Source organism: Streptomyces sp. NPDC005435, assembly GCF_040703155.1.
GTDB lineage: Bacteria > Actinomycetota > Actinomycetes > Streptomycetales > Streptomycetaceae > Streptomyces.
Genome location: NZ_JBEXEQ010000001.1, coordinates 276,681 through 290,250 on the forward strand (window position 1 = coordinate 276,681; position 13,570 = coordinate 290,250).

The 13,570-nt window shown below is 72.5% G+C and carries 13 protein-coding genes; 8 read left to right on the forward strand and 5 right to left on the reverse strand.

Translation table 11 applies throughout. The annotated features are described in order from the left end of the window. Positions 1–6: 6 nt before the first annotated feature. From AB0898_RS01315 to AB0898_RS01325, 3 genes are read right to left on the reverse strand one after another with little or no spacing between them, the layout of a single operon-like run. On the reverse strand, positions 7–405 hold the full coding sequence (locus AB0898_RS01315; protein ID WP_366800738.1) for a PIN domain-containing protein: 399 nt from the start codon (positions 403–405) through the stop codon (positions 7–9). Then, complete coding sequence (locus AB0898_RS01320) at positions 402–683, reverse strand: hypothetical protein (protein WP_366800739.1); 282 nt, start codon at positions 681–683, stop codon at positions 402–404. Before AB0898_RS01320 ends, AB0898_RS01315 begins: the two co-directional genes overlap by 4 nt. A gap of 41 nt (positions 684–724) precedes the next feature. Further along, the gene (locus tag AB0898_RS01325; protein WP_366800740.1) at positions 725–2,068 is read right to left on the reverse strand and encodes a helix-turn-helix domain-containing protein; all 1,344 of its coding nucleotides are present in this window, start codon (positions 2,066–2,068) and stop codon (positions 725–727) included. Positions 2,069–2,314: 246 nt separating this feature from the next. Here AB0898_RS01325 and AB0898_RS01330 point away from each other — a divergent pair, with 246 nt between their 5' ends. Then, positions 2,315–2,854 carry a DUF4232 domain-containing protein gene (locus tag AB0898_RS01330; RefSeq protein WP_366800741.1) on the forward strand — a complete coding sequence of 180 codons (540 nt, stop codon included), beginning with the start codon at positions 2,315–2,317 and terminating at the stop codon, positions 2,852–2,854. 43 nt (positions 2,855–2,897) lie between these two features. Here AB0898_RS01330 and AB0898_RS31825 read toward each other — a convergent pair whose 3' ends face one another. Next, a complete protein-coding gene (locus AB0898_RS31825) occupies positions 2,898–4,574 on the reverse strand; it encodes a pentapeptide repeat-containing protein (RefSeq protein WP_407078272.1) in 1,677 nt (558 codons plus the stop codon). A gap of 119 nt (positions 4,575–4,693) precedes the next feature. Here AB0898_RS31825 and AB0898_RS01345 point away from each other — a divergent pair, with 119 nt between their 5' ends. Further along, entirely contained in the window at positions 4,694–4,861 is a 168-nt protein-coding gene (locus AB0898_RS01345) for a hypothetical protein (RefSeq protein WP_366800742.1), read from the forward strand. Positions 4,862–4,923: 62 nt separating this feature from the next. Here the strand turns inward: AB0898_RS01345 and AB0898_RS01350 are convergent, their stop codons facing one another. Beyond that, positions 4,924–6,891: an Ig-like domain repeat protein gene (locus AB0898_RS01350; protein ID WP_366800743.1), complete on the reverse strand. Its 1,968-nt coding sequence runs from the start codon at positions 6,889–6,891 to the stop codon at positions 4,924–4,926. Positions 6,892–7,260: 369 nt separating this feature from the next. On the opposite strand from AB0898_RS01350, the gene AB0898_RS01355 reads away from it, so the two are divergent. The 6 genes from AB0898_RS01355 to AB0898_RS01380 all read left to right on the forward strand — a co-directional run bounded on the left by AB0898_RS01355 (position 7,261) and on the right by AB0898_RS01380 (position 13,557). Then, positions 7,261–8,073 (forward strand): putative protein N(5)-glutamine methyltransferase, encoded by an 813-nt coding sequence (locus tag AB0898_RS01355; protein ID WP_366801039.1) that lies wholly within the window; start codon positions 7,261–7,263, stop codon positions 8,071–8,073. Positions 8,074–8,905: 832 nt separating this feature from the next. Further along, a complete protein-coding gene (locus tag AB0898_RS01360; RefSeq protein WP_407078279.1) occupies positions 8,906–9,745 on the forward strand; it encodes an ABC transporter permease in 840 nt (279 codons plus the stop codon). Positions 9,746–9,823: 78 nt separating this feature from the next. After that, on the forward strand, positions 9,824–10,873 hold the full coding sequence (locus AB0898_RS01365; protein ID WP_366800744.1) for an ABC transporter substrate-binding protein: 1,050 nt from the start codon (positions 9,824–9,826) through the stop codon (positions 10,871–10,873). Beyond that, complete coding sequence (locus AB0898_RS01370) at positions 10,860–11,711, forward strand: ABC transporter ATP-binding protein (protein WP_366800745.1); 852 nt, start codon at positions 10,860–10,862, stop codon at positions 11,709–11,711. The genes AB0898_RS01365 and AB0898_RS01370 overlap by 14 nt, the downstream gene beginning before the upstream one ends. Before the next feature lie 59 nt (positions 11,712–11,770). Next, positions 11,771–12,688 (forward strand): TauD/TfdA family dioxygenase, encoded by a 918-nt coding sequence (locus tag AB0898_RS01375; protein WP_366800746.1) that lies wholly within the window; start codon positions 11,771–11,773, stop codon positions 12,686–12,688. 122 nt (positions 12,689–12,810) lie between these two features. Then, the gene (locus tag AB0898_RS01380) at positions 12,811–13,557 is read left to right on the forward strand and encodes a GltA (RefSeq protein WP_366800747.1); all 747 of its coding nucleotides are present in this window, start codon (positions 12,811–12,813) and stop codon (positions 13,555–13,557) included. Positions 13,558–13,570: the final 13 nt, after the last annotated feature.

The window sequence follows — 13,570 nt, forward strand, 5'->3', positions numbered from 1 at the left end:
CCCGGCTCAGACCTTTTCCGCACGCACGCGTGGATACCCGGCGGTGAGCAGCCCGATGTCTTCCACGTCGGAGGTCAGGATCGTCACCTGACCGGGATGCCGCAGAGCGGTCGCGCACACCATGGCGTCGATGGCGTACTCGTGGCCGTGCAGCCCCGCCGCGCGCAGCAGAGCGGCCGCGGACTGCGCGACGGCCTGGGTCACCGGGTCGACACTCAGGCGGGACAGCGTCCACTTCACTGCGGATGCGTTGATCTTCGGGTGGATCACCTCGACCAGCACCGCTGCCGAGGTGATCACCGGCAGGTCCGCGTCGCGAGCCGCCGTCAGCCACTCGTGGATCTCCCGATCACGCTGTACGGCTTTCGCCAAGCCCTCGCTGTCCAGGATCAGGGCACCGCTCACGCGGCCGCCCCGGCATTCGAGGCATCGCCGGTCAGCCGGGCTCGCTTGGCCGCCACGGCCTCGGTGTCGGCCGGGCCGTGCACCTCGTCGAAGTCCGCGATCAGCTCGTTCAGGCTGTCCCGCTCGATCTGCCGCTGGGCGGCCTTCTCCAGGTACGCCGAGACGCCCCGTTTGCCGACCCGCTCACGGATCGCCTGCAGCGTACCGGCGGTCAGTGTGACGGAGATGCCGCTGGCGGGGCCGTCACCGGGCGGGAAGTCGACATCGTCATCAGCCATGCCCCGAGTATGGCATTGAAAATGGCATAGCGACGGGGACGTCAGTTCTCCGCGTCCCGGTACCAGTGGGTGCCGCCCACCAGGTACTCGTAGACCGGGCGGCCCCGGCTGCCGCTGGTGCGGAACGGGGTGCCGTGGTCGCTGATGCGCAGGGTGCCCTGGCGGCCGCCGCTGTTCCACTGGAGGTCCACGTACCAGCGCACGTCGTGCGTGGCGGCGCGGGCGGTGAGGTACAGGACCTCGGGGTCGGACCGGCTGACCTTGTAGGGGAAGCCGCGCTGGCCGGCCTTCGGGGCGAGGACGGGGTGGACGGCGTCGAGGTCCGTGCCGAACGACCTCGTCTCCACACCGCCGCCGCAGCCTGACGAGCCGAGATAGGCGTTCCAGGCGGGCGGGGTGCCCGCGTCGACCACGACCACGTGCATGGACTCGATGACGACCGTGTCGTCACCGATGCCCTGGACGGTCAGCGCCACCCGCTGCTCGTCGGCGGCGACGGCACCGTGCGCCCGCACCCAGCCCGGCACGTCCTGCCCCATCACCGGGGGCGCGACCTGGCCGGGCGGCCGGTTGATCAGGTACTTCGCCTCGCACTGCGGGTCGTCCCAGGCGTAGGCGCGGGTGCTCACGGTGAGGGGGACGGCGGTCTGGCCCTCGGGCTGGGCGTGGTCCGGGGCCGTGGTGGGGGTCGGCGGCTTCGCGGCGGACGGGGTGGAGGTGGGGGACGGGGAGCCGCTCGGTCGCGGGGAGGGCGATGCCGGGGGGTGGGGCGTGGGGGTACGTGGTGCGGGGGCGGTCGGGCGGGCGTTCGCCGTCGGGGGCGTTTCCCCGTCGTCCGGGTCGAGTACGAGCGCGGTGGAGACGGCGAGGACTGCGGCTACGGCGGCCGCGATCGGGAGCCATCGTTTGCGCGGGCGGCTGGGGGAGGCGGGTGCCTCCGGCGAGCTGGGTGCGGGTGTGGATACGGGTGTGGGTGCCGGTGCAGGTGCGGGTTCCGGCTCGGATTGGTCCGTCTGGGGCGTCGGGTCTGCGCCGGGCGTGGCCGTTCCCGCGCTGTCCACCGGGTTCACCGGGGCCACCTGGTCCACCTGGTCCACCGGGCCCGCCGACTCCGCCGAAGGCCTCCGCCCCCGTTCCCGGGCCGCGTCCGCCAGGACCCAGCGCCGGTGCAGCTCGACCAGTTCCGCCGGCGTCGCCCCGCACAGGCGGGCGAAGCGCGAGAGGACGGCGTAGTCGGCCGGGACCCCCTCCCCCTTGCAGTACCGGTGCAGCGTCGAGGTGCTCAAGTGCGCGCGTTTCGCCAGGGCTTCGTAACTCAGCCCGGACCGCTGCTTCAACTCGCGCAACAGCGCGGCGAAATCGGCGATCTCGTCAGCGGCCCCCACCGGTCCCCCATTCCGTACGGCATCCCAGGGAGGTCACGTTTCCCCAGGTCAGAGCCGGTGCGAGCATCCCAGCGTCCCGAAACTCCCGATGGAATGGCGGGCGGGACGGCGGGTGGCACAGGCTGAGGTCATCCAAGCACGGAGTCCCGCCGGACACGGTGACGGCTCCCGCTCGGCACCGCTTCACGGGCCGCGCCGCAGGCGTGTTCGGCCCGCACACCATCTGTACGGAGAGAGCAGCAACTCATGCGTATCGCCACTCGTTTCACCGCCCGTGTCGCCTCCTCCGCGGTCGTCGCCGCCGCGCTCGCCCTCGTCGGCGTCCAGGCCGCCGGGGCGACCGCCTCCGCCGCCGCCAAGGCGTCCCCGGTCACCTGCACCACGGCGAACACCGCGCTGACCGTCACCGAGGTGTCCCGCCCCATCAACCACCTGCTGCTCAAGGCCACCAACACCGGCACCACCACCTGCTACGCCCACTACGCGCCCTTCCTGCGCGCCGGCGCCGACGCGCAGGCTCCGCTGGCCTGGGTCGAGGAGAGCAAGCCGCAGGCCGTGGTGACGCTCAAGCCCGGCCAGTCCGCGTACGCCGGCATCCTGACGTACTCCCCCGACGGCGAGGGCGGCGGCACCGCCAAGACCCTGGGCGTCCACTTCACCGACAAGAAGGCCGCCGCGACCGGCAAGGAGAAGACCCTGAACCTCCCGAAGACCGGCGTCTTCTTCAACAGCGCCGCCGCCGTGACCTACTGGCAGGCCAACGCGGCGGACGCCCTCACCTGGTAGCCGCCGCCGGCCGCACCGCGGGTTCCGGCCCCCGGTGCGGCCGTCACCGTTTGACGCGGCCGCGGGTGGCAAGCAACGCGAGGGCGAGCAGGGCGGGTTCGGCTATACGGGACAGCATCTCGGCGTAGGTTCCGGCGGTGGTCAGGTCCTGGCTCGACGAGCGGAACACCACCGAGTCGACGACCACGCGCAGGGACGTGTCGAGCCGCTGAGCTGTCAGGCGTTCGCTCAACGGGCCGTCAGGGGCGACGAGTTCGGTCGTACCGTTCGTCAGCGTGATGCTCCGGCCCGTCAGCCTGCCGGTACTCACGGTCTCCGCGGCCTTCACCGGCACGCCCCACAGCATCATGACGAGCACGGTCGCGGCCATCGCACCCGGCAGCCAGGCCAGCACACGGGAGGCGCGCAGGCCGTAGCCGGACAGCGCCCAGTAGACGGTGAGCAACACGCTTTCCGCGCGCGGGCGTTGGGAGTCGTGGCGGCGCATCTCCATCTCGCCGTAGTAGAAGTCGCCCGCGTCGGGCTCGTTCTTGCCGTCCTCGAACGCCTTGCGGAGCTGCCGGTACACGGCGGCCAGCCCCGCCGGGCCCACGATCTCCGTGCCGTCCGGCGCCGCTGTCCAGGCGCCCCAGTCACCGGCGGCCCGCCAGTGGTGTTCCTCGGCGAGGGTGCGGCGCGGGGTCCATCGCACGGGCAGGAGTCCGCGCCGCCGCACACCTGCGGGCGGCAGGGCGAGTATGTACGCGCCTTCCAGGCGCAGTTGGTCGAGATGCACCGCGCTGGACAGCAGGCACGGGGTCATGTCGACGTCCTTGAGCACCAGATGGGCCACGTCCACGCCCTGGAGGGAGGCCATGCGCACACCGGCGCCCTCACCCCGCATGCCGCCCTCCCCGAGGGCCTCTTCCCCGCCCCCGGCCCTGGAACGGCCGGTGAACGGGGCGGCCCGGACGGCGATGATCAGCGGGTGGGCGAGTACCGCGTCCGTGAGGTGCACGGTGGCGTACCGCAGGCGCAGGGTCGCCTTCGCCGCCCACTCCGTCCCTACGCACCACAGCTTTCTCGTCGCCGCCTCGATGACGACCGGGGCGGCGAAATACACCGACGACAGGTCCAGGGCCTCTTCGCACACCAGAGGACCCAGCCGAGAGGCGCTCTCGAACCTCGTCCCGTCGAACCAGGCGCAGCCGGTGAAATGGGCGCCTCGCAGGTCGACATTCCCCGCGAACCGAACGCCGTTGAAGGCGGCATGGTCCTGGAACCGGGCGAACTGGAACCTGACGTGCCCGGACATGCGCGCGCCGTCGAAGTCGGCATAGCCGGTGAAGCGTGCCTCACCGAACCAGGCCCCTCCGTCGAAGAACGCGTCGCGGAACCGGACTTCACCGAAACTCGCCCGCTCGAACCAGGCGTTTCGCTGGAACTCCGTCGCCACGAACCGGGCGCTCCCAAGAAACGTCGCCTGCTCGAACCCGGCCTCTCCCTCGAAACGTACACGGCTGAAATCGGCGTCGCCGACGAACGACGCCTCCTCGAACAGGGCGTTACCCAAGGTGACTTGGCGGGTTTCCAGGGCACGGACCGCGCCGAGGAGGTCCTCGGTGAGGGAGGTCCCCCGGTGATCCAGATCGCTTCCGGGGCCCAGCCGTTCGAGGTAGGCGGCGAGAGCTGATGCGTCACATGAGAAGAGGACGGCCGGACACGGGCGGGAGTTGCGCACCCCGGCCCGGGCTTGCGCGGCTAACCCCTCGCTTCCCCAGAGTCTGCGGCATCCCCCGGCCGGGGCTGTCCCGTCAGGCTGCGCGTCGTCGGCGCGCGTTCTCTGCCCTTGGAGAAGCTGTGTCCTCTCTCGTTCTGATCGCCGCCGGTGTGTTCCCCCTGGTGAGCGTCACCTGTCTCACCGTCGTCGGGATCGTCGCGCTGCGACGGGCCAGGACGGCCGATGTGCCCGGCGTGCTGCGCGAACTCGCAGGGCTGGCGGCCGCGATGCTGCGTAGTCGGCGGTAGCACGGCAAAGGCCGGGCCCGGGCTCGCCCGTGACGGGGCGGACCCGGGCCCGGCCGCTTGCGCTACTTGGTGAACGTGAAGTACTTCCACGCCCCGTGCGTCGTCGAGTTGACGTTGTCGCCGGACGTGCCGTTGACGTAGGACGAGCGGGTGCGGGCGAGGATGCCGGATTCGCCGGGGGCTTCGAGGCGGACGGCGGACTTGCCGTTGGCCGCGAGGGCGAAGTACTCGGAGTCGGACTGGTACCAGGTGCCCTGGTAGTAGACCTCCAGCTCGAAATGCTGGCTGCGGCCCTGGTAGTAGTTCATGGTCGTGGTGACGACCGGGTCGGTGCTCTTGTGGAAGTAGTAGTAGGTGTGGGAGCCGATGCGGCCGGTCTTGTAGTGGTGCGAGACGGCGGTGGAGAGCTTGGCCTTGGCGTACGCGACGGACTTGACGGTCTTGCCGGCGTAGCGGGCGTCGCCGCCGAAGACCGCGGTGACCGTGGTGTCGCGGGTCATGTCGACCGTCGCGGAGAGGTTGCCCTTGGAGTCGACCTTGGCCGTCTTGAGGAGCTTCTTGGGCTTGTCGGAGCCGAAGGGGTCGGCGTAGAGGGAGACGGCACGGTTCGTGTACGTCGTGCCGAGGTGGGCGGTGAAGGTGACGTCCTTGCCGTACGAGTACAGCTTGCCGTCGTTGTTCAGGCTCAGTGCGGGCGCCTTGCGGGAGACGGTGACCGCGTCGGAGCCGGAGGCCGGGGCGTGGGCGGGGTCGCCCGCGTAGGCGACCTTGTAGGTGACCTTTCCGCCCGCGGGCGGGGTGTCGGTGAAGGAGAAGGTGCCGTTCGCCTTGGTCTTCACGGCGGGCAGCGCCTTGCCGTTCGGCGACTCGGCGTCCGTACGGGTCACCGTCAGCGCGGTGCCCGCGGCCGGCAGCGTCTTCGAGGTCAGCCTGCCGGTGACGGTGAGCTTCTTCGCGCGGTCCGCCTTCGCCGGGGCCGACACCGTCAGGGCGGGCAGCTCCCTGACCGGGTCCGTCAGGGCGCGCAGGGTGAGGATGCCGTAGTCGTTCTGGGAGACGGCGAAGAGCCGGCCGGAGTCCGGCGCCCACGCGAGCGCGCCGTCCACGAGGGTGTCGGCGCCGCTGCTGTCGCCGGTGTTGGGGAAGTCGTACTCCCGTACCGGCGCCGGGTCGCCGGGGTGGTGGATGTGGACGTCGGGGCCGTACCAGGAGAAGCTGCCCGCGGCGACCGTGCCGTCGGGAGCGACCCGTACCGCGTTCGGGTACGCGTCGTCCGGGTAGCCCGTCTCCCGGGTGAGGTCGGTGGTGGAGTAGGCGCCGATGGAGTAGCCGTTGCCGGAGCCCCAGGAGGTGAGGACCTGGCGGCCGTCCGGCGTCAGGTCCAGCTGCTTCACGCCCGAGTCCATCTGCCCCTTGGCCCGGAGCGTGGCGCCGTCGGCGGTGACGTCGTACACGGCGAGGTCGCTGCCGTTGCCCGCGACCAGGACGCCCGGGGCGGACGGGTCGGCGGCGAGGTACGTGCCGTAGCCGCCGGTGAAGCCGGCGTCGCCCTGCTCGTCGAGGTGGACGACGGGTTCGGCGCCGGAGACGTCCAGCGACCCGATGCCGGCGTTCTCGCCGAACCAGATGCGGCCGTCCACGATCTCCAGGTCGCTCGGGGCGGTGCCGAGCGGCCAGCTCGCGGTCTGGGCGTACGTGCCGGTGTCCACCGCGATGATCCGGTCGCTGTTCTTCACCGCCGCGTACACCTGGCCGGAGTCGGCGGACAGCGCGAGGCCGGTCACACCGGACAGGCCGGTCAGCGTCGAGACCACGGTGCCGGAGTAGTCGGTGACGACGAGCTTTCCGCCGGCCGGGTCGGAGAGGTACACACGGTGGTGCACGCCGTCGACGACCATGTCGCCGACCGACGCCACCTGAAGGACCTTGGCGGAATCCGCCGCCGCGGTACCGGCCGCGCCCGCCATCAGGGCCGCGGAACCGAGAACGACCGCGAGCGACGTCGCGATCGAGATGCTGCGCCTGCGCACAGTTGTGAACCCCCACGGGAATGTCCGGTGCTCCCCGGACGAAGACGAAACACCGCCCGTCCCCCCTCGCACCGGGTGACGGGTGCGTGGACGGCGATGTGGGGTGCAGCGTATGGCATGGCTGTGACAAGGGGGAACGAATATCGGCGGCCCCCGGGGGAGGGCGTCGTTATAGTGGGCGCGCGTACGCGTCGGCACGAGGCCGGCGCCGGCCCGAGGAGGTGAGTCCCATCAACGCGGTAATGGTCGGGATTCCCTGCTGGAGGGCTCGTCGTGGACGACACGTTGCAGGCTGCCGCTCGTACGGCTGCTGATTCTTCTTCTCTTTCCTTTCGCTCCGCCTCTTCTCTCGCTTCCGTCGCCTCCCGGCTGCGTGCCGCCGGGTGTGTGTTCGCCGAGGAGGAGGCGGGGATGATCCTCGACGCGGCGGCTCGGGCCTCGGGGCCGGATGGGTCCGGTGGGGCTGGTGGGGCCTCCGGTGTGCTCGTCGAGGGCATGGTCGAGCGGCGCCGCGCCGGGGAACCGCTGGAACACGTCGTCGGCTGGGCCGCGTTCGGCGGGCTGCGGATCGCGGTGGGGCCGGGGGTGTTCGTGCCCCGGCGGCGTACCGAGTTCCTGCTGGAGCAGGCGCTGCGAGTGGGACGGGACGCGGCCGTGGTCGTGGACCTGTGCTGCGGGGCGGGGCCGCTGGCCACCGCGCTGGCCGTACGGCTGCCGCGTGCCGAGCTGCACGCCGCCGACATCGACCCCGCGCAGACGGCGTACGCGCGCCGCAATCTGGCGCTGTTCGCGGACCGTGCGTCCGTCCACGAGGGCGACCTCTACGACGCGCTGCCGGACGCGCTGCGCGGGCGCGTCGACCTGCTCGTCGCCAACGCGCCGTACGTCCCCCGCGACGCCCTCGCCACCCTGCCGGGCGAGGCCCGGGACCACGAGCCGGTCCGCAGCCTGGACGGCGGGGCCGACGGGCTCGCCGTCCAGCGGCGGGTCGCCGCCGGGGCCCCGGACTGGCTGGCGCCCGGCGGTCACCTGCTCGTGGAGACCAGCGAACGGCAGGCCCCGCTCACCCGCGAGGTGTTCGCCGCCGTGGGGCTGGACGCGCGGGTGGTGGAGTGCGAGGAGCGGGAGGCGTGTGTCGTGGTGGCCCGGCGGGCGGGGCGGGCGGGGTGGTCCGCTGGATGACGGCCCCGGGGAGTGGCGCGTGGGGGTGGGCCGGTGGCCGGAGCGGGCCGGGTCGTCCGCCGGGTACGGGTCGGGGAGCGGCGCGTGGGGGTGGGGACCGGCAGCCGACTCGGGCCCCGTCGCCCGCTGGGTGCGGGCCCAGGGAACGGCTCGGGCCGAGTCGCCCGCTGAGTGAGGGCCGGGGAACGGCGCGTGGGGGGGGTGGGCCGGTGGCCGGAGCGGGCCAGGTCGTCCGCCGGGTGACGGCCCCGGGGAGCGGCGCGTGGGGGTGGGCCGGTGGCCGGAGCGGGCCCGGTCGCCCGCCGGGTGCGGGCCCGGAGAGCGGCTCGGGCCGAGTCGCCCGCTGAGTGCGGGCCCAGAGAGGGGATCGGGCCGGGTCGTCCGCCGGCTGACGGCCCGGGGAGCGGCGCGTGGGGGTGGGCCGGTGGCTCGTGTGGAGGGGGGCCGGTGGGGCGGGATCGCGGGCCGTCCGCAGGGGGGCGGGCTGCCGGGGAGCGGGAGGGGTTGTCCACAGAGTGGGCGGGCTGTTGATGGGTGGGGGTGGCTGCTGTACTAATGGGCGCCATGAATCACGAGCCGTTGGTGCGACGCCTGGTCATCGACCTGTGCCGACGCCCGGCCGCGTGTTGTCGCTGAACCCGCCCCGCCGGCGCGGACGTTCCTGATTCCCGCGCGGTCGGCGCCGTGTTCTCTCCCCCGTCCTTGAACGGGTCCTGCCTTCCTCGTGCTTGAGGGGGCCGTGCCCGTGACGGTCGCGTCCGTTCAGCCCCTTTGATCTCCAGCGCCGGTGTCCGGTGCCGTGTGGAGGTTTCCTGTGTCCACGACACCTTCCCTGTCCGAAGCCGTACCCGCCGCGGCACCCGTCGGCGGGCGGGCGCGTTCCGTGTGGCCTCGGGTGCGGCGGCTCGCGCTGCCGGTCGGGTCGCTGCTGCTCTTCCTCGTCCTGTGGCAGGCGGTGGCGGCGGCCGGGACCTGGAGCGAGACGCTGGTGCCGCCGCCGGCGAAGGTGTGGAAGGCGTTCGTCGACGTGTCGACCACGCACGACGGCACGCGCGGCTACAACGGCACCACGCTGATCGAGCACCTGGGCATCAGCCTGCGGCGCATCGCTCTCGGCGCCGGGCTCGGCATCGTCGCCGGGGTCGTCCTCGGGCTGCTGATGGGGACGGTCGGCCCGCTGCGCGCGCTGTTCGAGCCCTGGATCACCTTCCTGCGCACGCTGCCGCCGCTGGCGTACTTCTCGCTGCTCATCATCTGGCTGGGCATCGACGAGGAGCCGAAGATCACGCTGCTCGCGGTGGCCGCGTTCCCGCCGGTGGCGGTGTCCACCACGGCGGCCGTCGCGGCCGTACCGCGCGCGCTCGTGGAGGCGGCCCGCGCGCTCGGGGCCTCGCGGTGGGACGTGGTGAAGGACGTGATCGTGCCGTCCGCGCTGCCGGAGACCTTCACCGGCGTCCGGCTGGCCGTCGGGGTGGCCTACTCCTCGCTGGTCGCAGCCGAGCTGGTCAACGGGCTGCCCGGCATCGGCGGCATGGTCAAGGACGCCGCCAACTACAACAACACCCCCGTCGTGCTCGTCGGCATCATCACCATCGGGGTGTCCGGGCTGGTCATCGACACCCTGCTGCTGCGCCTCGAACGCGCCGTCGTGCCCTGGCGCGGGCGGGACTGAGGTCCCTTGGACGGGACTGACATCCCCTTCCCTCCTCCTTCGATCCGCTGCTGTCCCCTCGTCAGAAACGGTCGCCCCATGTCCTCTTCCCTCGCCCGCCCCTCCCGCCGGCTGCTCCTCGCCGGTGCGCTCGGCACCGCCGCCCTCGCCGTCACCGGGTGCTCCTCGGCCAGTGACGCGTCCTCGGGCAGGAACAAGCGGCTGCGCATCGGCTACTTCGCCTTCCCCAGCGGCGATCTGCTGGTCAAGCACAGAAAGCTGCTGGAGAAGGCGCTGCCCGGCTACTCGGTCAGCTGGGTCAAGTTCGACTCGGGCGCGAGCGTCAACCAGGCGTTCCTCGGCAAGTCCCTGGACATCGCGGCGCTCGGCTCCAGCCCTTTCGCGCGCGGGATAGCGGGGAGTTCACCGATCCCGTACAAGGTCGCGTTCGTGCTCGACGTGGCCGGGGAGAACGAGGCGCTGGTCGCGCGCAGGAAGCTCGGCATCAAGGACGTGGCCGGGCTGAAGGGGCACACCGTGGCGACGCCGTTCGCCTCCACCTCGCACTACAGCGTGCTCGCGGCGCTGGACAAGGCCGGGCTCAAGGCGTCCGACGTGAAGCTGGTCGACCTCCAGCCGCAGGCGATCCTGGCCGCCTGGCAGCGCGGGGACATCGACGCCGCGTACGTCTGGCTGCCGACGCTGGACGAGCTGCGCAAGACCGGCACCCAGCTCACCAGCAGCAAGGAGATCGGCGCCGGGGGCAAGCCGACGCTCGACCTCGCCGTGGTGTCGGACGACCTGATCGCCCGGGACCCGAAGGTGGTCGACGCCTGGCGCAGGGCCGAGGCCGAGGCCCTGCGCCTGCTCAAGTCGGACCCGGACGGCGCGGTCAGGGATGTCGCCGCCGAGCTGGGCATCAGCACCGCCGACGCCAAGGCGCAGCTCTCGCAGGGCGTGTTCCTCACCCCGGAGCAGGTCGCGTCCGACGACTGGCTCGGCACCGAGGGCCACCCCGGCAAGCTGCTCGACTACGTCCTCGACACGGGCCGCTTCCTGGCCGGCCAGAAGCAGATCGACGCGGCCCCCACCGAGCGGGCCGTCCGCTCCGCCTTCTATCTGAAGGGACTGCCCGATGGCCTCAAGTGAGCTGTCCGAGAAGGCCGGGGAGTCCGGGGAGTCCGGCAACGGCGTGCGGACGGAGGACGTACCGACGGAGGTCGCGGAAGCCGTACGGCTCGACCACGTCAGCCATCGCTACGGCCAGGGGCGCGACGCCTTCACCGCCGTCGGGCCCGTCGATCTCACCGTGCCCGCCGGGGAGTTCCTGGTCCTGGTCGGCGCCTCCGGCTGCGGCAAGAGCACGCTGCTGCGGCTGATCGCCGGGTTCGAGCGGCCCACCGACGGCTCGGTACGGGTCGCGGGCGCCGAGCCCCGGCCCGGGCACGCGGCGGGCGTGGTCTTCCAGACGCCCCGGCTGTTCCCGTGGCGCACGGTCGGCGGGAACGTCGATCTGGCCCTGCGTTACGCGGGCGTCCAGCGCGCGGCGTGGCCCGAGCGGCGCGCGGAGCTGCTGGAGCGGGTCGGGCTCGACGGCACCGAGCGGCGGCGGGTGTGGGAGATCTCCGGCGGCCAGCGCCAGCGCGTGGCCATCGCCCGCGCGCTCGCGGCCGAGCACCCGCTGTTCCTCCTGGACGAGCCGTTCGCCGCGCTGGACGCGCTGACCCGGGAGCGGCTCCAGGAGGACGTGCGCGAGGTGACCGCCCGCACCGGGCGGACCACCGTGTTCGTGACCCACTCCGCCGACGAGGCGGTGTTCCTCGGCTCCCGCATCGTCGTGCTGTCCAAGAGCCCCGGGACCGTCGCCCTGGACCTCACGGTGCCGCTGCCGCGCGCGGGGGTGGACGCCGACGCGCTGCGCGAGTCACGGGAGTTCGCCGAGCTGCGCGCGCGGGTCTCGCACGCCGTGAAGTCCGCCGCCGCCTGACCCCGCCTCCCCCGACCGGAACCGGAAACCCCTCTGGAATCCCAGGAAGGAAGCCCCCGTTGAGCATCACCAGCGACCGTTCCCCCGCCACCGCCGTCCAGCTCCCGCTGACCAAGCTCGGACCGAGCTTCGGCGCCGAGATCGACGGCATCGACCTGGCCCGTCTCACCGACGAGGAGGTGACCGCCGTCCGCGCGGCCCTCGTCGAGCACAAGGTGCTCTTCGTCAGCGGCCAGAACCTCGACGACGCCCAGCAGATCGAGTTCGGCCGGCGCCTCGGCGAGGTCACCGCCGGGCACCCGGTGCACGACTCCGGTGACGTGGCGCCGGAGGTGTACGCCCTGGACAGCCAGGACAACGGCTTCTCCGACGTCTGGCACACCGACGTCACCTTCGTACGGCGCCCGCCCGCGATCTCCATCCTGCGCGCGGTCGTCCTGCCGCCGCACGGCGGCGACACCACCTGGGCGGACAGCCAGCTCGCCTACGAGTCGCTGTCGCCGGGCCTGCGCGCCCACCTCGACACGCTCACCGCCGTGCACGACGGCAACCGCGCCTTCGGCTACTACCTGGCCCAGCGGCGGCAGGGCCAGGGCAACCTCTGGGACGGCGAGGTCGTCACCGAACTCGTGCCCGTGGAGCACCCGGTGGTGCGGGTGCACCCCGAGAGCGGGCGCAAGGGCCTGTTCGTGAACCCGGGCTTCACCTCGCACATCGCGGGGGTCTCCGAGTACGAGAGCCGGGGTCTGCTCGACATCCTCTACGCCCACCTGACCAAGCCCGAGCACATCGTGCGGCACCGCTGGCGGCCGGGCGATGTGGCCCTGTGGGACAACCGCAGCACGGCGCACTACGCCAACCGCGATTACGGCGACCAGCACCGGGTGATGCACCGGATCACGCTGGCCGGGGATGTCCCGTTCGGTGTTTCACGTGAAACCTTGTCCGTTTCACGTGAAACATCCCCGCTCGGCTGACAGTCGCTTCGAAGGGCACGATGGGGTCGGCGGAACCGCTGCGGTTCCGCCGACGTCGTCCGTAGAGCCGTAGGCCCACCGGGCCTTCGCGCCACCGAGCCCGCCGAAGGGAAGCGCCGTCCATGCCGACGCTCACCGTGCTGACGCCCGTCCACGACGGCGGGCACGCCTATCTGCGCGAGCTGCACGACTGTCTGACCGGGCAGCGGCTGCCGGAGGGCTGGCGGCTGGAGTGGGTGCTCCAGGAGGACGGCCGAACCGGCAACCCCCTGGCCTCCGTGCCGGACGCGCCCTGGATCTCCCAGGGCACCGGTCGCCAGGGGGGCGCCGCCCGCGCCCGCACCCTGGGCCTGGCCCGCGCCACCGGCACCCTGCTGCGCTGCGTCGACGCCGACGACCTGCTTCCCGACGCCGACGCCCTCGCCCGGGACATCGAGGTCCTGACCGCCCACCCGGCGTACGGCTGGACCGTCGCCCCCTGTCTGGACCTGCTGCCCGACGGCAGTCTGGTGCCGGGGCCGTACGACCCCGCGCCCGGACCGCTGCCGGCCCGTGCGCTCCTCGACGGTGCCAACCGGGGCGAGATGCCGGTGGTGGGCACCACGCTGACCGTCCGTACCGCGCTGGTCCGACTCCTCGGCGGCTGGCCCGCGCTGCCCGCCTTCGAGGACGGCGCCCTGGTGCTGAGCTGCGAGGCCGTCAGCCCCGGCTGGATGCAGTCCGCCCCCGGCACCCTCTACCGCAAGCACCCCGACCAGCACACCGCCACCGCCGGCTTCCGGGACGAGGAGGAGGCCCGGCTGCGCGTGGAGATCGCCGTCGAACGGGCGGAGGCGCTGCACGCCTCCGGGTGGCGGTGGACGGAGTGAGCCGCGTCCTTAC